Below are 21621 nucleotides of genomic sequence, written 5' to 3' on the forward strand. Positions count from 1 at the left end.
TCCCGCGCGGTTCTTCTGTTTGTGCTCACGTCAGCCCTCTTCCGGGCCACCGCTCTCCTCGTCCGAAGCCTTGGCGTCGTCATCCGATCCGGACTTGGCGCTCTGCGCGCCCGGCTGCGGTTCGGCGACGGCGACCCGCGCGGGGCGGATCGTTCGCTCACCGATGCGATACCCGGGCTGCAGAATCGCCACGCACGTCGTCTCCGTGACGTCGGGCGCGTACGAGTGCATCAGGGCCTCGTGGATCGTCGGGTCGAAGGGCTCGCCCTCCTTGCCGAACTGCTGCAGACCGAGCTTGGCGACCACGGTTTCCAGCGACTCGGCGACCGACTTGAAGCCGCCGACCAGCTCGCCGTGTTCACGCGCCCGGCCGACGTCGTCGAGCACGGGAAGGAGCTCGGACAGCAGGTTCGCCGCCGCGATCTCCTTGACCGCGACCCGGTCCCGTTCCACCCGACGGCGGTAGTTCTGGTACTCCGCCTGGAGCCGCTGGAGGTCCGCCGTGCGCTCGTTGAGCGCCGTACGCACCTGGTCCAGCTGCGCCTGGAGAGCTACGTCCTGTACGTCCCCGGCCGGGGCCGAGCCCGCCTTGTCGGCGGACTCGGCCTCCTGCGCCGCGTCTTCGGGGGTTGCGGCGTCGGAGGGGACGTCGGGCTTCTCTTCAAAGCCCGGGGTCTCCTCCGTCACGCGGCACCGTCCTTCTTGGGCTTCTCGTCGTCGACGATCTCGGCGTCCACGACGTCGTCGGCGGCGTCGGCCTTGGCCTGCTCACCGGCCGGCGCACCCTCGGCGCCCTGCGCGGCCTGGGCGTCGGCGTACATGGCCTGGCCGAGCTTCTGGGAGACGGCCGCGACCTTCTCGGTGGCGGTGCGGATCTCCGCGGTGTCCTCGCCCTTGAGCTTCTCCTTCAGCTCACCGACGGCGGTCTCGACCTCGGTCTTGACCTCACCGGGGACCTTGTCCTCGTTGTCCTTGAGGAACTTCTCGGTCTGGTAGACGAGCTGCTCGCCCTGGTTGCGGGCCTCGGCGGCCTCGCGGCGCTTGTGGTCCTCGTCCGCGTACCGCTCGGCCTCCTCCCGCATGCGGTCGACCTCGTCCTTCGGCAGCGAGGAGCCGCCGGTGACGGTCATCTTCTGCTCCTTGCCCGTGCCCAGGTCCTTCGCGGTCACGTGCATGATGCCGTTGGCGTCGATGTCGAAGGAGACCTCGATCTGCGGGACGCCACGCGGGGCCGGCGGCAGACCGGTCAGCTCGAACATCCCGAGCTTCTTGTTGTACGCCGCGATCTCGCGCTCGCCCTGGTAGACCTGGATCTGCACGGACGGCTGGTTGTCCTCGGCGGTGGTGAAGATCTCGGACCGCTTGGTCGGGATCGTCGTGTTCCGCTCGATGAGCTTGGTCATGATGCCGCCCTTGGTCTCGATGCCCAGGGACAGCGGGGTGACGTCCAGCAGGAGGACGTCCTTGACCTCGCCCTTGAGGACACCGGCCTGCAGGGTGGCGCCGATGGCCACGACCTCGTCCGGGTTGACGCCCTTGTTGGCGTCCTTGCCGCCGGTCAGCTCCTTGACGAGCTCGGCGACGGCCGGCATACGGGTCGAACCGCCGACCAGGACCACGTGGTCGATCTCGGCCAGCTGGATGCCGGCGTCCTTGATGACGTTGTGGAACGGGGTCTTGCAGCGCTCGAGGAGGTCCGCGGTCAGCTGCTGGAACTGCGAGCGGGTGAGCTTCTCGTCCAGGTGCAGCGGGCCCTCGGCCGAGGCGGTGATGTACGGCAGGTTGATCGTCGTCTCGGTGGACGACGACAGCTCGATCTTCGCCTTCTCGGCGGCCTCGCGCAGCCGCTGCAGCGCCATCTTGTCCTTGGACAGGTCGACGCCGTGGCCGTTCTGGAACTGCTTGACCAGGTAGTCGACGACGCGCTGGTCCCAGTCGTCACCACCGAGGTGGTTGTCACCGTTGGTGGCCTTCACCTCGACGACGCCGTCGCCGATCTCCAGCAGCGAGACGTCGAAGGTGCCGCCACCGAGGTCGAAGACCAGAATGGTCTGGTCGTCCTTCTCCAGGCCGTAGGCCAGGGCGGCCGCGGTGGGCTCGTTGACGATGCGCAGGACGTTGAGGCCCGCGATCTCACCGGCCTCCTTGGTGGCCTGGCGCTCGGAGTCGTTGAAGTAGGCCGGAACGGTGATGACCGCGTCGACGACCTTCTCGCCCAGATACGCCTCGGCGTCCCGCTTGAGCTTCTGCAGGATGAAGGCGCTCATCTGCTGCGGGTTGAAGTCCTTGCCGTCAATGCCGATCTTCCAGTCGGTGCCCATGTGGCGCTTGACCGACCGGATGGTCCTGTCGACGTTGGTGACCGCCTGGCGCTTGGCGACCTCGCCGACCAGCACCTCGCCGTTCTTCGCGAAGGCGACGACGGACGGCGTGGTCCTGGCGCCCTCGGCGTTGGTGATGACGGTGGGCTCACCGCCTTCAAGAACACTGACGACGGAGTTCGTCGTGCCCAGGTCGATGCCGACCGCACGTGCCATTTCGATTCCTCCAGCTGACTTGAGTGGAACAGGCTCAAGAGTGCAACACCAAGAAAAACCTGTCAACAGACCTGAGTCGCGTCCACTCAACTTTTATGTCGCGCTTATCGTCACCCGACCCTCCCCGAGGACGTCCGCCCGCGACGCAGGGTTGCCTGCGCGACACAGATCACCGGCCGGGCGCCTTCATGGCACCGGGGAGAATGGGTAACCTCAGCGTCAGACCCAAAAAGTTACTGCTTAGTAATTCCGCTCTCGCAGGTTCGAGGAGCCCCCAATGCAACTCGCCGCGATCATCGTGGTGCTGGTCCTCACGGCAGTCGGTGTTGCGCTCGTCGGCCGAGCCATCGCCCGGTTCGTCCGGTTCTTCCGGCTCGGTTCGCCGGTTCCGGCGGGCACCCGCACCGATGACCCGAAGCAGCGCACGATCACCCTCGGCAAAGAGTTCGTCGGCCACACCCGCATGAACAAGTGGGGTGTCATCGGCGTCGCCCACTGGTTCGTCGCCGTCGGCTTCCTCACCCTGGGGCTGACGATCGTCAACGCCTACGGCCAGCTCTTCAAGGCCGACTGGGTGCTGCCGGTCATCGGCAACTGGCTGCCCTACGAGCTCTACACCGAGTTCATCGGTACGGCCACCACGCTCGGCATCATCGTGCTGATGGTGATCCGGCTGATGAACCTGCCCTCGCGGGCCGGCCGCAAGTCCCGCTTCGCCGGTTCGACCGCCTGGCAGGCGTACTTCGTCGAGTACGTCATCCTCGTCATCGGTCTGGCCATCATGACGCTGCGCGGCCTCGAAGGCGCCCTGCACCACGTCGACGGCTACGAGCCCGCGTACTTCGCCTCGTACCCCCTCGTCGCGGCGTTCAAGGGGCTCAGCCTCGGCACCCTGCAGAACCTGACCTACTTCGTCGCCATGATCAAGCTCGGCGTGACGATGACGTGGGCGATCACGGTCGGCCTCAACACCGACATGAGCATCGCCTGGCACCGCTTCCTGGCCTTCCCCAACATCTGGTTCAAGCGCGAGGCCGACGGCGACGTCGCCCTGGGCGCGCTGCAGCCGATGACCTCGGCGGGCAAGCCGATCGACTTCGAGGACCCGGGCGAGGACGACCAGTTCGGCGTCTCCCAGATCGAGCACTTCTCCTGGAAGGGCCTGCTGGACTTCTCCACCTGCACCGAGTGCGGCCGCTGCCAGTCGCAGTGCCCCGCGTGGAACACCGGCAAGCCGCTCTCCCCCAAGCTGCTGATCATGGCCCTGCGCGACCACTCGCACGCCAAGGCCCCCTACCTGCTCGCCGGCGGCGGCAAGGACATGGAGGGCACGGAGCAGGCCACCGAGGAGCAGCTCAAGGACGTGCCCGCGTCGGCGCTGGCCGAGGCCGAGCGCCCGCTGATCGGGACGCTGGAGGAGAACGGCGTCATCGACCCGGACGTGCTGTGGTCCTGCACCACCTGCGGTGCCTGCGTCGAGCAGTGCCCGGTCGACATCGAGCACGTCGACCACATCGTCGACATGCGCCGCTACCAGGTCATGATCGAGTCCAGCTTCCCCTCCGAAGCCGGCACGATGCTCAAGAACCTGGAGAAGAAGGGAAACCCCTGGGGCCTGGCCAAGAAGCAGCGGCTCGCCTGGACCAAGGAGGTCGACTTCGAGGTCCCGGTCGTCGGCAAGGACATCGAGGACCTCACCGAGGTCGACTACCTGTACTGGGTCGGCTGCGCCGGAGCCCTCGAGGACCGCGCCAAGAAGACCACCAAGGCCTTCGCCGAACTCCTCCACATCGCGGGCGTGAAGTTCGCGATCATGGGCGGCGACGAGGCGTGCACCGGTGACTCGGCCCGCCGCCTGGGCAACGAGTTCCTCTTCCAGCAGCTCGGTCAGCAGAACGTCGAGATGCTGAACATGGCCTTCGGCGAGGACTCGGAAGACGAGTCGACGAAGAAGCCGAAGTCCAAGAAGAAGATCGTCGCGACCTGCCCGCACTGCTTCAACACCATCGCGAACGAGTACCCCCAGCTGGGCGGCGAGTTCGAGGTCATCCACCACACGCAGCTGCTGCAGCACCTCATCGACGAGGGCAAGCTCATCCCCGTCACCCCGGTCGAGGGCCTGATCACCTACCACGACCCCTGCTACCTGGGCCGCCACAACAAGGTCTACACCCCGCCGCGCGAGATCATCGCCAAGGTGCCGGGCCTGCGGAACGAGGAGATGCACCGCCACAAGGAGCGCGGCTTCTGCTGCGGCGCCGGCGGAGCCCGCATGTGGATGGAAGAGCGCATCGGCAAGCGCATCAACAACGAACGCGTCGACGAGGCCCTCTCCCTCAACCCCGACATCGTCTCCACCGCCTGCCCCTTCTGCCTGGTCATGCTCACCGACTCGGTCAACGGCAAGAAGAACGACGGCAAGGCGAAGGAATCCATCCAGGTCGTCGACGTCGCCCAGCTCCTGCTGGACTCCGTCAAGACCCCCACCGACCCGACGGACGAGCCGGAAACGGCGAACGAGCCGGAGCCCGAGCCGGTGAAGTAGCCCACACCTGAAGAACCTTGAGAAAGACCCCGAGTGGGGGTGCACGTGAGCAATCACACGCACCCCCACTCAGCTTTTCCCCACCCACGGGAGAAGACAGACCGGAGGACGAAGTCCGGAGGGCTGTCACCGCACCCGACAAACACACGCCCGCCGCTGGGGGTACCTCCCACGCCCTTTAGGCAGTGGGGGAGCAACGGCGAGCAACCGACACGGCGCTGCAGCCGAGTACGTGGACCGACAGCCAAGCGCAGCGAACTGTCACAGCTCAGCCCCAAACGCACCCCCATCTCCCCACTCGGCCACCCCGCCCCCGGGGACCAGGTACTTTCGAAGGCGTGGCTGGATTCAGGATGGGTCGCGGACGGGATGCCCGCCCCGCGCAGAACGGACAGCAGGGGCACCAGGGGCAGGCGCAGCAGGCGCCGTACGGACAGCAGGCGCCGTACGGACAGCAGGCCGCGCCGCCACCGCACGGGCAGTGGCAGCAGTACGGCGGCGGACCGCAGGGGCAGCCGCAGCAGTACGGCGAGCCCGAGTACTTCGGCGACGCCGGCGGCGCCGGCTACGCACCGTACGGCGGCGACAACAACCCCGGCAGCACCCGGCAGTTCAGCATCGGCGAGGCCCCGGACGCGTACGGCGGGTACCCCGATCAGTACGGCAACGGCCCGGCCGACGGTGAGTACGCCGCCGGCGGCACGTACCGCGCCGGCCAGTCCTCCGCACCGCCGGCCGGCCCCCGGCTGCACTGGAAGCAGCTGCTGTCCGGCATCGTGCTGCGTCCCGACCCGACGTTCTGGCAGATGCGGGACCACCAGGTGTGGGGCCCGGCCCTGACCGTCACGTTCGTCTACGGCCTGCTCGCGGTCTTCGGCTTCGACAAGGCCCGTGAGGACGTGCTGAACGCCACGCTCTCCAACAGCATCCCCTGGGTGCTGATCACCGCCGTGATGTTCATCGTCGGCAGTCTGATCCTGGGCGCGGTCACCCACACCCTGGCCCGCCAGCTCGGCGGTGACGGTGCCTGGCAGCCGACCATCGGCCTGGCCATGCTGATCATGACGATCACGGATGCGCCCCGGCTGCTGTTCGCGATGTTCCTCGGCGGCGACTCCGCGCTCGTCCAGGTCCTGGGCTGGCTGACCTGGCTCGCCACCGGCTACCTGCTGACCTCCATGGTCAGCAAGTCGCACGACCTGCCGTGGCCGAAGGCGCTCGGCGCCTCCGCGATCCAGCTGGTCGCGCTGCTGGCGCTGCTCAAGCTGGGCACGCTGTAGGCCACGGCCCGGACCGACCCGGCCACACGGCAAGGGCCCGTCCCGGAGCACTCCGCTCCGGGACGGGCCCTTCGCCGTACGGGGCGCCGCGCGCGATCGGCGTACCGGCAGCGGCCGTTACGCGAACCGCTGCCCCGTCGGCCGTTACGCGAGTCGGCCGTTACGCGAACCGCTGCCCCGTCGACCCGTCACACGCCCGCAGCCGCAGCGGCTCCTTCGCGCCGTCCAGCGTCAGGCAGAGCGACTGCGCGGCGGCCGGCCGGACCGTGCCGTCCGCCGGCCGGGCGAACTGCTGGTTGGCCGCGCCCGAGCAGTTCCACAGCACCAGCCCGGCCCCCGGCTCGTACCGTCCGCCCGGGACGTCCAGGCACCGGTCCTGGGTCAGTCCGACGTGCACCGACCGCTGGTCGCCGTCGTACCACCAGTCCTGGTGGCGCTGGCCGTTGCAGTCCCAGCCGCCGACCACCGTGCCGTTGCTGCTGGCGCCGCCGGTCGCGTCCACACAGCTGCCGGTGGCGGTGTTCCGCAGCGGCCGGTACGCGTCGTCCCAGGCGCCCGGGTACAGCTTCGGCCGCCCGGTGCTCGCCGGGTCCGCGCAGGACGCCGCACGCAGTCCCGGCGCCGCGTACAGCTGGGTCAGGCAGGACGCGAACGCCGCGTGCCCGCGCGCGTTGGGGTGGAAGGACTGCCGCACCGAATTGGAGTCGGGCGGGAAGGGGTTGGTGAGGTTCACGTACAGCCCGCGCGCCCAGGTGTCCTCCATGCACACCTCGTGGCCGTGGAAGAGCCGCGAGGCGTCGAGGTAGGTGACGCCGGTGTCCTGCGCGATCTTCCGGACGCCGCGTTCGAAGGCCGGTACGGCGGTGTTGCGGCCCCAGCCGGCGTCGGAGGTGTAGCCCGTGCAGCCGCCCGGCAGCTTCCCAGGGAAGTGCGGGTTGTCCTCCACGTCCGGCCCGATGGGGCTCGGGTACGACATCACCACGAGCCGGTAGTCGCCGTCCGCGTACCCCGCGTTGCGCATCACGGTCCGCAGGTCGTTCAGCGTCCGCTCGATCTTCGGCACCAGCCCGTCGACCCGCGCCTGCCACCCCGGCCGGTACTTCGGCTCGCAGGTGCCCTGGAACAGGAACCAGTGCTCCACGCAGTCCGTCATCACCGGCCCGAACTGCAGGTCGTCATTGGCGCCGGCCACCAGGAGCACCATCTTCAGCCGGGTGTTGCGGGCCGCGATCGCCAGGCTGTCGCTCTGCACCAGCTCATCGGCGTACTGCTTGCTGCCGCCGATGACGATGTTCCCGCTGTACGCGCCCGAGCACGCGACGTTGTACGTGACGTCGGCCGCGATGCCGGTGCGGTGGATCGCCGCGTCCGGTGACCGGTGGCACCAGTTGGTGGGCCCGTCGGTCCCCGGCTCGTACGTCCCGACGCCCTCGCCGGAGATCTCGCTGTCGCCCAGCGAGATCAGCGAGGTCTTGCGCTCGGCGAGCGGCCGCTCGGCCGGGTCCCCGTAGAGCTTGACCGCCTGCTGCGCCCGGACCTTCTCCAGCTCGGGCGGCAGCGGTGTGGTGGCCGTGATCGTCGCCCGCCCGCTTCCGCCGGCGGCTCCGGTGGCGGCACTCGCCCCGCCGCCCGCCGCCAGGGAGAACACCACCCCCAGCACCGCGGCCGAGCCCACCACCGCACCCCGTAAGCCACCGACCCCGCGCCACCCGTGCCCCGCCCGTCTCACGCCTCTCGTACGCACCCTGCGGCCTCCCCTCCGGTCTGCTGTTACCGCGGGTTGTACTCGCAAGTAAGCCCCGGCGGAACACCGACAACGCCATTGGCCGAAAGACGCGCACAGGACGCACAGGACGCACACCCCCACCCACCGCACAGAACGCAAAAGGGAGCCGACCGAAGCCAACTCCCTTGCGTTATTGCGTTATTGATTTATTGAGTTATGCGGAACTTACCGGGTCACGCGTCGAGGATCTGCCCCTCCCGCCGGACCACCGGCGGCTCGACGCTCCACGGGAAGTTGATCCAGTCGTCCGTGCGCTTCCAGACGTACTCGCACTTCACCAGCGACTGCGACTTCTCGTAGATCACCGCGCTGCGCACCTCGGCCACGGTCTCCAGGCAGAAGTCGCGCACCAGCTTCAGCGTCTTGCCCGTGTCGGCCACGTCGTCGGCGATCAGCACCTTCTTCTCCGAGAAGTCGATCGCGTTCGGGACCGGCGCCAGCATGACCGGCATCTCCAGGGTGGTCCCCACGCCGGTGTAGAACTCCACGTTCACCAGGTGGATGTTCTTGCAGTCCAGCGCGTACGCCAGACCGCCCGCGACGAACACGCCGCCCCGGGCGATCGACAGCACGATGTCCGGCTCGTACCCGTCGTCCGCGATCGTCTGCGCCAGCTCGCGGACCGCCCCGCCGAACCGCTCGTACGTCAGGTTCTCCCGTACGTCACTCACGAATCTCTCTCAGACCTTCTCTGTTTCGACCTACGACCTGGTCCACGGCCAACGACCTCGGCCCGACCCGCGGCGCCCCCCGCCGCGGGCGGTTCTCACACCTTCGAACGGTGGAAATTCCGGAACGACCGGGACGGCGTCGGGCCGCGCTGCCCCTGGTAGCGCGAGCCGTACCGCTCGCTGCCGTACGGGTGCTCGGCCGGCGAGGTCAGCCGGAACATGCACAGCTGCCCGATCTTCATGCCCGGCCACAGCTTGATCGGCAGCGTGGCCACGTTGCTCAGCTCCAGCGTCACGTGCCCGCTGAACCCAGGGTCGATGAACCCGGCGGTGGAATGCGTCAGCAGCCCGAGCCGCCCGAGCGAGCTCTTGCCCTCCAGCCGCGAGGCGAGGTCGTCGGGCAGCGTGATGACCTCGTACGTCGAGGCGAGCACGAACTCACCCGGGTGCAGGATGAACGCCTCGTCCCCCTCCGGAACCACCTCACGGGTCAGGTCCGACTGCTCGACGGCGGGGTCGATGTGCGGGTAGCGGTGGTTCTCGAACACCCGGAAGTAGCGATCGAGACGCACGTCGATACTGGACGGCTGCACCATCGACTCGTCATAGGGGTCGATGCGCACCCGGCCGGCATCGATCTCGGCCCGGATGTCCTTGTCTGAGAGAAGCACGCAGACGAGGATACGCGCCCGCACCACCCCCACCGCACGACGAGGGCCCGGCCCCACCAGGGACCGGGCCCACCACCCTCGGACGATCAATCCACTCGCGCCCGACGACGCAGATCACTACCGCTACGGATCGATCACTCCCACTACCAGGGGTTGATCGCCCCCGCTGCTGTTGGATCGATCGCTCCCGCTGCTACGGGTTGATCACTACCGCTTCGCGTGCTCGACGGGCACCGCATGCCGCAGCCGAGCACAGCGCGGGCAGCGCAACAGCCGTCCGGGACCGAGCCGGTCGGTGGTCTGCATCGGGAACGAAGCGGTGCTGAACACGTGGCCCTCGGCACAACGTACGACGGTGCGCTCCATCAAGTCCCTCTCCCAACTGCGTGGACAACAAAAGCCACATTAGGGGATGAACTGGGCGCCACCACACGCGGCACTCCGAGCCCCCACCGTACGCCCCAACTCCCGCCCCGCACACCCGCATCCCACGGACCGCGCACCCCCGCGCCATCCCCTCTTCCCGCCCCGCCCGACCCCACCCGGACATGCCAAATGCACCGCGGGGCGGCGATGGGGTAGAGTGTGCGACGATGTTCCGCTCTCACGCGAGACGGAATAACGCGGGTGTAGTTTAATGGTAGAACATGAGCTTCCCAAGCTCAGAGCGCGGGTTCGATTCCCGTCACCCGCTCCATGCATGAGCCCCAGGTCAGCGGCCTGGGGCTTGTTTGTTGTCTAGACCTCTTGAGGGGTGGCGTGCCCTCCGCGTGCCCCAACTCCCCTCTACTGGCCACCTGGAGAGGGCACGCACACCACCTCAGGCCCACGCAGCGAGCGGCGTCTCGAATCCTGAGACGCAATTCTTGTGACCTGCACCACTAAGGCGCCAAGTGGGCGTGAACTCGCGTCTGCAAAGAGCGCGGCTTCCAGGCTTTGGGTAGCGCCCATCAGCGACTGGCTGGCCTACTGGTGTTCAAGGCGACAAGGGGGAACGTATGGAGTCGAGCGGAACGGAACTGGTCGAGGCTCTCAAGGCCGTTCGGGAGGGCCTCGCGGCAGCACAGCGCGATGGCGAGGGATCTCCCCTCCGCTTCAAAGTCAGTGATGTCACCCTCGAACTTGGCATCGAGTTGCGGCACTCGGCATCTGCGAGCGGAGGAGTCAAGGCGTTCGTTGTCTCTGCTGACGCACGTGGCGAACGGACGAAGGCAGAGACACACAAGCTGACCGTGAATCTGCAAGTGCATCGGCCAGACGACACCCTCATTGGGGATGAGGGACGAGGCTTCGATCCCCTGCCGAGCGAAGTGCCGATGGACTGAGGACCCGAGTGAGCACCCACCTCCGCCAGCGGGCCGTAGAGGTCATCAATCCACGTGACAAGACATTCGGTTCAGGGACCATAATCGCGCCTGGGCTCGTGCTCACCGCAGCTCATGTCGCCTGTCGCCAGGGGCCGGATGGTCAGCCTGTTCTCGTCCGTGCCCTCGATGGAGGAGCACCAGTCAAAGCGCGGGTGACTTGGCATGACGAAGGTCTCGACAGCGCGATTCTGCAAACCGATCGGCAACAACTCGGCGTGGACGTACCGATCGTGAGGTGGGGTGAACTCACCTGCGAGCATCCGGCCGAGCGGCCCGTCTGCACGGCAATCGGTTTCCCCAAGGCGATGCGGCGAAGCCTCTTTCGCAGGTCACGGGAGGCCATGGTCAGCGACCCAAAGGTCGTCAACGGGCATATCTATCCGACAACGGCTGCCCGGTCCCAGCGCTACGCACTCGAAGTGAGTGACGCACGTCCAGCCGAGCGCACCTTGTGGCAGGGCATGTCCGGCGCCGGCATCTTCTGCGAGGGACTTCTGGTTGGCCTGGCAACGCACGCGCCCGAGAATTGGGACGCATCCCTCCTTCTGGCGACTCCAGCCTCGTGGCTCCTCGCAGCCGAGGGCTTCGCCAAGTCGGTCAGCACTGCTACTGGGCTACCGGCCCAACTTCAACCTGCCGATCTGCAGGCGCTGCTCGATGACGCCCCCGACCCACGGCTGTCTGCTTCCTACCTGCTCTCTGCCCGTGCCCAGGTCGTGCCCATGTCAGGGTTAGATGAGCAGTCCGACCTCCTCACGCGGTGGTGCCACAGCGGACGCCGGGTCGACGTTGCCGCAGTCACCGGCACCGGTGGCGTCGGTAAGACTCGGCTCGCCAGCGAATTGCTGCGTCACTTGAGTGAGCCCCAAACCGGTATCGATCCGCCCCGGCCCTGGTCAGGCGGGTTTCTCTCCGAAACCCCGCTGCGGACAGCGCAATACGCGGCCCTCTCCACGGCGAACCGACCGATGCTCTTGATCATCGATTACGCAGAAACGCGCCTTGATCAGGTCGATGAGCTGCTGAATGTTGTGTGTGGCAGCGGCGGCGCCGCTCAGCCCATCCGGCTCCTGCTGCTAGCCCGCGATCAAGGCAGTTGGTGGCAGCCGTTCCGCCGTTCGCACCAGGCCACTGCCTCGATGGGGGCGGGTCTCCGCGTAGAGGTGAACGACTGCATCGGCTCCACCGCCCCGGAATCGGCGTATGAAGCCGCAAGGCATGCCTTCGCCGAGCGCATCCACATCTTGAAGAGGGCAGGCATCGAGGACGACTGGGATTCCGCGGCCGCCACACCGGCAGCGGCAAGGCACGCTGCGCCGGCAGAAGGACATTCCACCGTCCTGACCTTGCACATGACAGCCCTCGCGGATCTCCTCACCGAGACCAATCCGGCATTCGCCGCGTACGGGAACCCAGTCGACGTGCTCTTGGCTCACGAGGAGCGCTACTGGCGGCGTATTGCTCGTACGCGTGACCTGGGCGGCGTCTTCCACCGCCAGCCTGGCCTCCTGCGCACCTTGGTCGCGACGCAGAGCCTGACCGGTGCCGGCGATCGGGCAGAAGCACGAGCAGCCATCGTCGCGGGACTGGAGATCCACCACCATGGACTACCTGCAGGTGCCGGACCAGACGCCCATCTCGTCGACGCAGTTGAGGAAATGCTCGCTGTGCTCTACCCGTCCGGCAGCGGCGCGCGATGGGGGTCCATCGGCCCGGATCTGCTTGCCGGAGAGGTCATCAGCGAGGTCGAGGAGGCCAGCGACCACCGATTCATCGCCGGCCTCCTCCAGCATCCGGAACTGGCGCAGGAACAACGGCAGCAGGGACTCACCGTGATCTCCCGAGCGGCCGACGTTCAGCCCGAACTCGCAGTGAGTGCTGCGAAGGCCGTTGCAGAAGCACCTGATGTGCTGCTCTCGCTGGCGACTCACGAAGTCGCCGACCAACTGGGCACCACTGCTGCGCTGCAGTGGATCACCGAGGTCAAGTCAGCCGTGGAGGAACGGGCGCAGCAAGCCACCACTGACCCGGCCCTCTCCAGGTGGGCGATCAGCATGGCCCAACACGCGTTGAACAGGCTTCGCACCAGATCGGCTGCCGCAACCGAGCCGGTACCTCCCACTGGGCCTCCAGACTGGACAGACGTCCATGACGAGGCCCAGCAGGTCCTCTCTTTGCTGCAAGACGCTCGGTCCCGCGCCATTCAGCATGGCCTGGTGTCCGGCGACGACTCATCCGGTTCTTCCGAGCACATCGCCGACGTGATCGCGCAGCTGAGTTGGGTCAACGGCGCGCGTGTCGATGCGACCGTTGTAGACGACGCCTTCGCAGGCAACGTGGAGCACCTTACGGACAAGCCAGTGGTTATCGGCATCGCCAATGCGTGCCACTCGATTGCTGGCACCCCTTTCGACGACGGGCACACACGCACACTCGGCGAAGCCGTGGACCGCGTGATAGCCCTCGCCAGGCGAGTCCAAGCATCACAAGCGAGATCCGCTCCTCCCACTCCTGCGGGCCCGGTCGGCAGGGGTGGCAGCTATATGTCGCTCGATGACTTCCTCCGTTTGCAGGCTGATCGATACCGCAGTCGGCCGGAAGACCAGGACAAGTAGCCCAGCTACCTCCCAGGGGGACGACCTGCTGTCGTCCCCCTGGGAGGATCAGGCTTCCCTGGCGACCTGCCGCTGGGGCGCGGCCTTATGGCGCGCAGCTCGCACCTTCGCGTCGATACCCTCCGCGACCTCCTGCTGCCGCTCGTCGTCGGAGTGCTGATAGATCAGCGCGGCCTTCTCTGAGGACTGTCCGGCGCGGACCATCGTGTCCTTGAGCGTGGCCCCAGACTGCGTCGACAGGGTGTGGCCCGTGTGGCGGAGGTCGTAGAAGCGGAAGTCATCCGGCAGGCCGACCTTGGCGCGGGCCTTGCGCCACTTCCGGCCGAAGGTGGAGCGCCGGAAGGGCGCACCCTTCTCGCCGACGAACAGCAGCCCGTCCGGGTCCTTCTCAGCGAACCAGTCGAGATGCCGCTTCACCTCTATGTAGAGGAAGCCGGGAAGGTAGATGGTGCGCACCCCGGCGGCCGACTTCGTGTCGCCCTCGACCCGGCGTCCGGTGCACAGCTCGGGCGCAGCCTCGGTGACCTCGACCGCAAGGGGTTCGAGCATGACGTCGGGCCGACGCAGGGCGGCCTGCTCCTCAGGCCGCATCGGTCCGTACGCACCGAAGTACACCATCAGCCGCCACCGAGGCCCCATGGCGTCGGCGAGCGCATCGACCTGCTCGACGGTCGCGGTCGGGCGCTCCTTGGCCTTCTCGGTGCCGGCGCCCTTGATCCGGCACGGGTTGCGGCGGATCAGCTCGTCGTCGGTAGCCGTCTCCATGATGGCCTTGAGCAGGCGGTAGGACTTGGCGACGGTGGTCGCACCGGTGGCTTGGAGCCGCTCAGCCCGCCAAGTGCGCACGCTGGGTGGCGTGAGCTCGTCCAGGTCCATGGCGCCGAAAGTGGGCAGGATGTGCAGGCGCAGGAGCCTGCGGTACAGCTCGTCGGTGGTCGCAGACAGGCCCCGCTCGTCGACCCATTTCAGTGCGTACGCCTCGAAGTTGACCGCGCCGGCATCGGGGTCGATCCAGTGTTTGCGCTCGATGTCGGCCTGGGTCAGGGTGAGCCAGGTCTGCGCGTCAGTCTTGGCCGCGAACGTCTCCGGGGCCGTCCGGCGGCTGCCGTCCGGCGCCCAATAGCGCGCCTGCCACCGACCAGAGGAGAGTCGACGCACGGTCCCGAATTCACGCCGCCGCTGCGGCTTGCGGGCCGTCATCAGGCCGCCTTCCGGTAGGCGGACTGCGCCTCGCGGAGGGTGGGGACGGTGTGGTCGTCGATGTAAGCGTCCAGCACGCTGGCGCGGATGCGGACGTGGCGGCCGACCTTGACGTAGCGGATGCGGCGCTCCTGGACGAGGCGGCGGATGAAGCGGACGCCGGTGCCCAGGTGCTCGGCTGCCTCGACGGGGCTGAGGAGCGGGTCGGGAGTGTTGGTGATCACCTCCTTCGCGGGCTTGGGGGCCTGGATGGGGACATGGGGTATCGCCGGTCGGCGCAAGGGTGGGTCCTCGTCTGGCGGATGTGGCGCGGCAACACCGCACCCGCCGGGGCGTTCTCGGGATGGGCGGTTGGTGGGAGGCACCGGGCAGGCGGTGGCGGCTGTGCCCGGAAGAAGAGACGTCAGCCCTCGGACTCGGCGTCGGGGGTGTCCGTCTTCCGGCCTGGCCGTGGTCGGACGCCATGCTTCATGAAGTGCCAGGGGGAGTCCGGGTCGCCGGTGATCTCCTCAGCGATGGCCTGCTTCACGGCGGCGTCGACCTCCTCGTAGATGTCGGGGTGCTCGTCGAGGTAGTGGTCGAGGGCGTCTCTTGCCTGGCTGAAGGCCAGGTTGGCCCGCTGGGTCTCGCGGAAGGCCCGTCTGATCTGCTCCACGAGCTCCATGGCGCGGGCGTGCTGGGCCATCTTCGGGGGGCCGATGAGGCTTTCGAGCGAGATGCCGAAAACCTCGGCGAAGCCAATCGCCTCATTGAGGTTGAGCCGCCGCTTGCCGTTCTCGATGCGCCACACGGCGGACGGATTCATCTCGTAGTCGGCCTCCCTCATCCGGTCCGACAGGGCGTTCGTGCCCCAGCCGCGGGCTTCGCGCTCCAGCTTGATCCGGACCGCGGCATTCTCCTCGCCCCGGAACACCGGGAGCTCGGCCGACTCCTCGTCGCTCTCCACGGCACCTCCTTCGCTACGTAGCAGTCCACTGCGGTTTGCAGTACGAAAACAGTAGCATGGAATCCTGCGATACGCAGAGGAATCCTGCGATCGGCAGTATGCGTGGTACACTTAACGCAGGACCTGAGCCCGCCTCGGGCCCAGGAACGCAAGAAGCCCCGGTGCGAACACCGGGGCCGAAGCGAAGTCCCCACCACCGCCCATCCCTGAACGATCTACCGGCCAGGCCGAGGTTGCCGCCTCGATGGCCTGCCGTGTGAGGAGCTCTATGCCCCACAGTACGTGCCCGCGTACTGCCCCCGCATCCCCATTGCGTCGCCCGTCCGCGAAGGCGGGGCGATAGGCATGGCGCGCATACGCACCATCAAGCCGGAAGCCTTCGCCTCCGAGTCCCTCGCCCAGGTCTCCCTCTCCGCCGAGCGCACCTTCTTCGGCCTGCTCACCCAGGCCGACGACCACGGCCGCTTCCGCGACCAGGCCGCCGTCATCGCTGGACTGCTGTGGTCGCTGCGCCCCGAGCACGGCCCGATGGGCGTCGAGGACGACCTCAACCAGCTCGACGATGCCGGTCTGGTCTGCCGGTACGAGGGCACGGACGGCAAGCGGTACCTGCACATCGTCACCTGGCGCCAGCATCAGAAGATCAACCGGCCCAGCGGCGTACGCCACCCCGCCTGCCCCCACCACGACGGCTCGCCACACAGTGAGCCCTCACGGCCAGCGCAGGGAGCCCTCACGCAGACCTCCGTGACACCTCACGGAGGACTCACCGAAGGCTCACGCGAAATGCACGAGCCCTCCGTGATACGCGACGAATCCGCAGGTCAACAGGGATTCAGTGAGCCCTCCACGAGGGCTCAGGGAGGACTCACCGAACCCTCCGTGAGTCCTCAGGGTCCGGATCTAGGACCTAGGATCCTGGATCTAGGATCAGTACCTGTGGGGGCCGCAAGCGGCCCCGCGCCTGACACCGTCTCGGCTCAGCAGCTGATCGGCGAATTCGTCGGCGCGTGCGCCCACCGCCCGCCCGAGAAGCTCCTCGGCCATCTCGGGCGCGAGGTCAACCAACTCGTCGGCGAGGGCATCGCACCCGCCCACATCCGTGCCGGGCTGGAGCGCCTGCGCACCAAGGGGCTCAGCCCCAGCGTGCTGCCCAGCCTCGTCAACGAGGCCATGAACGCCACACCGGCCGCACGGGCGACACACCGGCCATGGACCAACCCCACCGACGTCCAAGCCGCTTACGGGGGTGAGCTGTGACCGCAGCCGCCACAGCCACCCGTGAGCCGCAGCGCGCCGGTGCCCTGGCCACCCGGCTCCACACGATCCTCGCCGACCGAGGCATCGACCCCCACGCCACTACGGCCGGGGAACCGCCTGCCGAGCCGGTGACCGCGCTGGAGCTGGCCGACGCTCGCATCCCAGCCCGCTATCGGCGTGCCCTTGCCGACCACCCGCAGGTCACCGACTGGGCCGACGAGATCGCCCGCACCGGCCGCAAGGGCCCTGGTGGCGCCCCTGGCATCGCGGAAGGCCCGTCGTTGCTGATCGTCGGCCCCACCGGCACCGGCAAGACCCACCAGGCGTACGGCGCAGTGCGCTCACTTCTCGCCGCAGGCGTACGGCTGCGCTGGGAGGCCACCACCGCAGCCGACCTCTACGCCAGCCTGCGCCCCCGGCAAGGCCACGACCCCGAGCGCGCCCTGTGGACACTTGGCCGCTGCCCGCTGCTGATCCTCGACGACCTCGGCGCGGCCAAAAGCACAGAGTGGACCGAGGAGCTGACGTACCGGCTGATCAACCGCCGCTACAACGAGATGCTCCCCACCCTGGTCACCACCAACCTGCCGATCGCCGAGCTGCGCAAAGCCGTCGGCGACCGCGTCGCCTCCCGCCTCGCCGAGATGACCGAGCGCGTCCTCCTCACCGGCGCCGACCGCAGAAGGCACCCCGCCGCCCGTTAACGGGCCCCCGCGTCCCCACCTCGCAATCCCTTCTCCGCCCGCACCAGCCTGCCCACTGGTGCGGTGGACTCTCCGGAGACCCCGCATGACACACCTCGCCCTAGCCACCCCTGCCCCAAAACCCATACCCCGGACGCCTAATGAGCGCCGCGCCACCGTCTGGGACCGCGCCGCGATCACCACCCTCGGCGCCGCAGGCTGCGCGCTGTCCTACGACGCACTGCAGCAGATGGCCACCGCGATCCACATCCGCGGACTACTGACCTACCTCTTCCCCCTCGTCATCGACGGGTTCATCGCCTACGGCGTCCGCGCCCTGATCATCCTGCGCACCGCCCCCTTCCGCTCCCGGCTGTACGTCTGGGCCCTCTTCGGCACCGCCACCACCGCCAGCATCTGGGCCAACGCCCTCCACGCCGTGCGCCTCAACCAGCAAGCGCCCAACGCCGGTCTGCGCCTCGGCGATCTGACCGTGGGTGTGCTGTCCACCCTCGCCCCACTCGCCCTGGCCGGAGCCGTCCACCTGCACATCCTCATCGCCCGCCACACCCCGCAATCGGAGCCCCCGGCACTCGACCGCACGGAATCGGCACCGCACCCGCACGAGTACACGGAAGTCGGTCGCCCCCACCCGGAACCCCAGGACGCGACCGACGATCCCCAGCAACCCGCGGTCGCCGATACCACGGCCGGCCGCCGCTTCGGTCGGCCCCCGGGCGCCGAGATGAACGTGCTGCTCGACATCGCACGCCAGGCCATCGACACCCACGGAAGGTCCTCCCGCGCCGTGGTCCGCGACGCAGTCCGCACGGCAGGACTGACCATCGCCGAAGGCCGCCTCACCGAGCTCATGAACCGCCTGCGGGCCGAGACTGACCACCGCGCGGACCAAGGCCGAACGCCCTGACCGGATATCCGGTCACCCCAACCGTGCGCCCTGCGGACCAACAGAAGGTCTGCCCGGGACCAGGACCGGCCCATCGCCCAACCCGCACCACTCCCACCGTGGTCCCCTCGCTGGTTCGCCCCCAGCAGACCGACTCCTCCCCGCCCATCCCGCTCCGACGGAGAACCACTCCACATGCACACCCCGAGCCCCGATAACCTCACCCACCACGACCCCACACAGACCGACACTCGTGCCCCAGGCGGAGCAAGTTGTACCGGGAGCAATGCTCCCGGGAAGCCCGCCCCAGGGGTGGCGGGAGCGGCCCAGCGCCAGGGGCCGCAGGACGAGCCGTCTGCGGCCGAGGGCGGACCGCAGTCGAAGCCGGGCACGCCGAAGGCGCCCCGAGGAAGGGGCCGCCAGCGCCCCCGCGAAACGGGGCCGCACAAGCGCATGCTTCAGCCGAGCTGCCGCATGAACGACACCGAGTACGCACAACTGACAGCCGCAGCCGATGCCTGCGGCATGTCGATCGCAAGCTTCCTCGCACACTCCACACTGAAGGCCGCCCGGAACCTGGACCGCACCGCCGCCGAGATCGCCACCGAGCGGGAGATCGTCCAGGAGCTCTTCGCCTCCCGCCGCTACCTCGGCCGGATCGGCGGACTGCTCAACCAGGTCGCCAAGGCCCTCAACTCCGGTGCCGACGCACCCCAGGTCCACCAGGTGCTCCAGGCGGTCACGCATGCCGCCCAGCGGAGCGATGCCGCCGCCGCGGCCCTTTCCCGCCACCACGACAGTGAGGCGGCTGCGTGATCCCGAAGATCCACAGGCAGGGCAGCAAGACGGTCGGCCTGATCCGCTACCTCTACGGTCCCGGCACCCACGAGGAGCACGTCGACCCGCGCCTGGTCGCCGCTTTCGACCCGCTCACCCCCGACCCCGGCCGTGACCCGCAGGCCACCTACAAGCAGCTCCAGCAGCTGCTCGACCAGCCCGTCGAGGCCCTCCCCAAGCAGCGCCGCCCGGACAAGCACGTCTGGCACCTGTCCGTCCGCGCCGCCCCTGAAGACCCGGTCCTGTCGGATGAGGACTGGGCGGTCATCGCCCGCCGCATGGTTGCTGCCACCGGCATCGCACCGGAAGGGGACGAGGCGGCGTGCCGGTGGGCGGCCGTGCGGCACGCCGACGACCACATCCACATCATCGCCACTCTGGTCCGCGACGACGGCCGCCGCCCCCGCCGCCACAACGAAGCCCGCCGCGCCCAGACCGAATGCCGCAGCATCGAAGCCGACTACGGGCTGCGCCGCGTCACCCCCGGCGACGGCACCGCCGCCAAGCACCCCAGCAGCGCAGAGCGGCACAAGGCCGAACGCCTCGGCCAGGAAGCCGCCTCACGCGAACTGCTACGCGAACACGTCCGCCGCGCCCTGGCCGGCGCTGCCGACGAAGCCGAGTTCTTCGCACGACTCGCCGCCGAGGGTGTACGCATCAACAAGCGCCTCGCGCCCTCCGGCGACGCCCTCGGCTACAAGGTCGCCATCGTCGGCGACCGCAACGGAGCCGGCGAGCCCATCTGGTACTCCGGATCCGAGCTCGCATCGGACCTGTCCCTGCCCCGGATCCGCAAACGGTTCGAGGCCACCGCAGACATGCCCGAGCCGCCCCTGTCCCTGGAGCGCGGCGGCGCCTCGGCTCCGGCGCGCGCCCGTCACTTCGCCACCGAGGCCACCGACACGGCTCTGACCTCGATGGCATCCCGCGACGACGGCACGGCAGCAGCCCAGCTCGTGGGGGTCGGCGAGATCCTCGATGCCCTCGCCCAAACCTCCCTCGGAGCCACGCGAAGCGAACTGCGAGAAGCGGCACAACACTTTGAGCGCGCCACCCGCTCCCACACCCGCGCCAAGGACAAGGAGATGTACGCCCTGCGCCGCGCGGCCAACCAGATCGTCCACTCCGGGACCGCCCTCGGACGCGGCCAGGATGGAGCCGCCACCGCCCTGGTCCTCGACGTCATGATCCTGGCCGTCATCGCCGCTGCCCGCTGGCACGCCGCCCGCAGCCACGCCCAGCAGGCCGAGGCCGCCCAGCGCGCGGCTGACCACTTGCGCGCCGCCTACCAGGCAACGACCGCAGCACCATTGGCCGCCCTGCGCACTTATGGCCAGCGCCTTCCCGCCCAGGCCAAGCAGCGGTACGCCAATACGGTCCGCACCGCTGTCCCCCACCTTGCCGACCGGCTCCAGGCTGAACCGGGCTGGGACGCGCTGACCGCAGTGCTCGACCAGGCCGATCGCGCCGGTCATGACACCGCCGCCCTGCTGACCAAGGCCACCGTGCAACGCGAACTGGACAGCGCGGACTCGGTGAGCGACGTCCTCGTCTGGCGGCTTCACCACCTCGGCTACGTCACTCCGCCCGCGTCCGCACCTCGGTCCCAGCGTCCTCGGACCGCGCCCGCTCCAGTCCCCGCCACGGCCCCCGTCGCCCACCAGGTGGTGAACCGGCCCCGGCGACGGTGATCACTCCGGCCTCGACACCTCCGGGATGAGCAGCTCCAGCGCCTCCTCCCAGCGGAAGCGGTCAGCGTCACCACCGGCTTTGGGCTGGTGAGGTTCATACGCCCCGATCAGGACGCCCATCTCACGCAGCCGGTCCAGGCTCTGCCGGTACGCGGGGTGGGCGACCTGGGCGGAGTTCAGGTACGGGAGGACGGCGGTGGGGATACCGAAGCCGTACGCCTCGCACAGGATGCCCACCGCCAGGGTGTCGGAGATCCCGGCGGCCCATTTGTTGATCGTGTTGAAGGTGGCCGGGGCCACCGCGATGGCGTCCGCCGGCGGCAGCGGACGCGGGTCTCCGGGCGAGCGCCATGCCGAACGGATGGGGTAGCCGGTCTGGGCCACCACGGCGTCGGCGTCGACGAAGCCGAGGCCCTGCGGGGTGGCGATGACGCCGACGTCCCAATCCGCCTCCTGGGCAGCCGTGATCAGCTTGCCGACGTCACCGGCGATTCCGGCTGCGCAGACGACCACGTACAGGAAGGGCTTCTCGGTCTGCTGGTCAGGCTGATCGCTCACGCGCGGGGACCCCCAAGCTATCGGCAGAAGTGACGCGGTTCAGGCTCGGTACGGCTGGTGTCCTCCC

At 68.6% G+C, this 21621-nt stretch carries 18 protein-coding genes and 1 tRNA gene; 10 read left to right on the top strand and 9 right to left on the bottom strand.

All coding sequences use genetic code 11. From position 1 onward, the window contains the following. Window positions 1-30 precede the first annotated feature (30 nt). On the bottom strand, window positions 31-687 hold the full coding sequence (gene grpE / locus ACGF4C_RS26105) for a nucleotide exchange factor GrpE (protein ID WP_393569234.1): 657 nt from the start codon (window positions 685-687) through the stop codon (window positions 31-33). Continuing rightward, the gene (dnaK, locus tag ACGF4C_RS26110) at window positions 684-2537 is read right to left on the bottom strand and encodes a molecular chaperone DnaK (protein WP_201811623.1); all 1854 of its coding nucleotides are present in this window, start codon (window positions 2535-2537) and stop codon (window positions 684-686) included. Before dnaK ends, grpE begins: the two co-directional genes overlap by 4 nt. Before the next feature lie 277 nt (window positions 2538-2814). On the opposite strand from dnaK, the gene ACGF4C_RS26115 reads away from it, so the two are divergent. Both ACGF4C_RS26115 and ACGF4C_RS26120 read left to right on the top strand, forming a co-directional pair. After that, window positions 2815-5082 carry a (Fe-S)-binding protein gene (locus ACGF4C_RS26115; RefSeq protein ID WP_393569235.1) on the top strand — a complete coding sequence of 756 codons (2268 nt, stop codon included), beginning with the start codon at window positions 2815-2817 and terminating at the stop codon, window positions 5080-5082. A 353-nt stretch (window positions 5083-5435) separates the two neighbouring features. Beyond that, on the top strand, window positions 5436-6362 hold the full coding sequence (locus ACGF4C_RS26120; RefSeq protein ID WP_393569302.1) for a Yip1 family protein: 927 nt from the start codon (window positions 5436-5438) through the stop codon (window positions 6360-6362). 160 nt (window positions 6363-6522) lie between these two features. On the opposite strand, the gene ACGF4C_RS26125 is transcribed toward ACGF4C_RS26120, so the two are convergent. The 3 genes from ACGF4C_RS26125 to dcd all read right to left on the bottom strand — a co-directional run bounded on the left by ACGF4C_RS26125 (window position 6523) and on the right by dcd (window position 9490). Beyond that, the gene (locus tag ACGF4C_RS26125; RefSeq protein ID WP_393569236.1) at window positions 6523-8040 is read right to left on the bottom strand and encodes a ricin-type beta-trefoil lectin domain protein; all 1518 of its coding nucleotides are present in this window, start codon (window positions 8038-8040) and stop codon (window positions 6523-6525) included. Between the two features lie 281 nt (window positions 8041-8321). Beyond that, window positions 8322-8819, bottom strand: coding sequence for a phosphoribosyltransferase (locus tag ACGF4C_RS26130; protein ID WP_393569237.1), 498 nt, complete (start codon window positions 8817-8819; stop codon window positions 8322-8324). A 95-nt stretch (window positions 8820-8914) separates the two neighbouring features. After that, window positions 8915-9490, bottom strand: a complete 576-nt coding sequence (gene dcd, locus ACGF4C_RS26135) for a dCTP deaminase (RefSeq protein ID WP_030809865.1) — start codon at window positions 9488-9490, stop codon at window positions 8915-8917. A 623-nt stretch (window positions 9491-10113) separates the two neighbouring features. On the opposite strand from dcd, the gene ACGF4C_RS26140 reads away from it, so the two are divergent. The 3 genes from ACGF4C_RS26140 (at window position 10114) to ACGF4C_RS26150 (ending at window position 13472) form a co-directional block, all read left to right on the top strand. Next, window positions 10114-10187, top strand: a tRNA-Gly gene (locus tag ACGF4C_RS26140). A gap of 301 nt (window positions 10188-10488) precedes the next feature. After that, window positions 10489-10815, top strand: coding sequence for a trypco2 family protein (locus tag ACGF4C_RS26145; protein ID WP_393569238.1), 327 nt, complete (start codon window positions 10489-10491; stop codon window positions 10813-10815). An 8-nt stretch (window positions 10816-10823) separates the two neighbouring features. Further along, a complete protein-coding gene (locus tag ACGF4C_RS26150; protein WP_393569239.1) occupies window positions 10824-13472 on the top strand; it encodes a serine protease in 2649 nt (882 codons plus the stop codon). Window positions 13473-13520: 48 nt separating this feature from the next. Here the strand turns inward: ACGF4C_RS26150 and ACGF4C_RS26155 are convergent, their stop codons facing one another. The 3 genes from ACGF4C_RS26155 to ACGF4C_RS26165 form a co-directional block, all read right to left on the bottom strand. After that, window positions 13521-14672 carry a tyrosine-type recombinase/integrase gene (locus ACGF4C_RS26155; protein WP_393569240.1) on the bottom strand — a complete coding sequence of 384 codons (1152 nt, stop codon included), beginning with the start codon at window positions 14670-14672 and terminating at the stop codon, window positions 13521-13523. Next, a complete protein-coding gene (locus ACGF4C_RS26160) occupies window positions 14672-14896 on the bottom strand; it encodes an excisionase family DNA-binding protein (protein WP_393569241.1) in 225 nt (74 codons plus the stop codon). The genes ACGF4C_RS26155 and ACGF4C_RS26160 overlap by 1 nt, the downstream gene beginning before the upstream one ends. 179 nt (window positions 14897-15075) lie before the next feature. Further along, the gene (locus tag ACGF4C_RS26165) at window positions 15076-15618 is read right to left on the bottom strand and encodes a helix-turn-helix domain-containing protein (protein WP_393569242.1); all 543 of its coding nucleotides are present in this window, start codon (window positions 15616-15618) and stop codon (window positions 15076-15078) included. 345 nt (window positions 15619-15963) lie between these two features. Here ACGF4C_RS26165 and ACGF4C_RS26170 point away from each other — a divergent pair, with 345 nt between their 5' ends. The 5 genes from ACGF4C_RS26170 to ACGF4C_RS26190 all read left to right on the top strand — a co-directional run bounded on the left by ACGF4C_RS26170 (window position 15964) and on the right by ACGF4C_RS26190 (window position 20996). Beyond that, window positions 15964-16878, top strand: coding sequence for a hypothetical protein (locus ACGF4C_RS26170; RefSeq protein ID WP_393569243.1), 915 nt, complete (start codon window positions 15964-15966; stop codon window positions 16876-16878). Beyond that, complete coding sequence (locus ACGF4C_RS26175) at window positions 16875-17582, top strand: ATP-binding protein (RefSeq protein WP_393569244.1); 708 nt, start codon at window positions 16875-16877, stop codon at window positions 17580-17582. Before ACGF4C_RS26170 ends, ACGF4C_RS26175 begins: the two co-directional genes overlap by 4 nt. A gap of 85 nt (window positions 17583-17667) precedes the next feature. Further along, window positions 17668-18489: a DUF2637 domain-containing protein gene (locus ACGF4C_RS26180; protein ID WP_393569245.1), complete on the top strand. Its 822-nt coding sequence runs from the start codon at window positions 17668-17670 to the stop codon at window positions 18487-18489. 432 nt (window positions 18490-18921) lie between these two features. Continuing rightward, window positions 18922-19284: a plasmid mobilization protein gene (locus ACGF4C_RS26185; RefSeq protein ID WP_393569246.1), complete on the top strand. Its 363-nt coding sequence runs from the start codon at window positions 18922-18924 to the stop codon at window positions 19282-19284. Next, the gene (locus ACGF4C_RS26190; protein WP_393569247.1) at window positions 19281-20996 is read left to right on the top strand and encodes a relaxase/mobilization nuclease domain-containing protein; all 1716 of its coding nucleotides are present in this window, start codon (window positions 19281-19283) and stop codon (window positions 20994-20996) included. The genes ACGF4C_RS26185 and ACGF4C_RS26190 overlap by 4 nt, the downstream gene beginning before the upstream one ends. Here the strand turns inward: ACGF4C_RS26190 and ACGF4C_RS26195 are convergent, their stop codons facing one another. Further along, entirely contained in the window at window positions 20997-21554 is a 558-nt protein-coding gene (locus ACGF4C_RS26195) for a flavoprotein (protein WP_393569248.1), read from the bottom strand. Between the last annotated feature and the right edge of the window lie 67 nt (window positions 21555-21621).

Source organism: Streptomyces sp. NPDC048197 (assembly GCF_043202395.1).
Classification (GTDB): Bacteria; Actinomycetota; Actinomycetes; order Streptomycetales; family Streptomycetaceae; genus Streptomyces; species Streptomyces siderophoricus.

Coding starts and splice junctions, on each gene's coding strand:
- dnaK (WP_201811623.1), bottom strand. CDS start 2,537: ATGGCACGTGCGGTCGGCATCGACCTGGGCACGACGAACTCCGTCGTC.
- ACGF4C_RS26115 (WP_393569235.1), top strand. CDS start 2,815: ATGCAACTCGCCGCGATCATCGTGGTGCTGGTCCTCACGGCAGTCGGT.
- ACGF4C_RS26120 (WP_393569302.1), top strand. CDS start 5,436: ATGGGTCGCGGACGGGATGCCCGCCCCGCGCAGAACGGACAGCAGGGG.
- ACGF4C_RS26145 (WP_393569238.1), top strand. CDS start 10,489: ATGGAGTCGAGCGGAACGGAACTGGTCGAGGCTCTCAAGGCCGTTCGG.
- ACGF4C_RS26155 (WP_393569240.1), bottom strand. CDS start 14,672: ATGACGGCCCGCAAGCCGCAGCGGCGGCGTGAATTCGGGACCGTGCGT.
- ACGF4C_RS26170 (WP_393569243.1), top strand. CDS start 15,964: ATGGCGCGCATACGCACCATCAAGCCGGAAGCCTTCGCCTCCGAGTCC.
- ACGF4C_RS26180 (WP_393569245.1), top strand. CDS start 17,668: ATGACACACCTCGCCCTAGCCACCCCTGCCCCAAAACCCATACCCCGG.
- ACGF4C_RS26185 (WP_393569246.1), top strand. CDS start 18,922: ATGCTTCAGCCGAGCTGCCGCATGAACGACACCGAGTACGCACAACTG.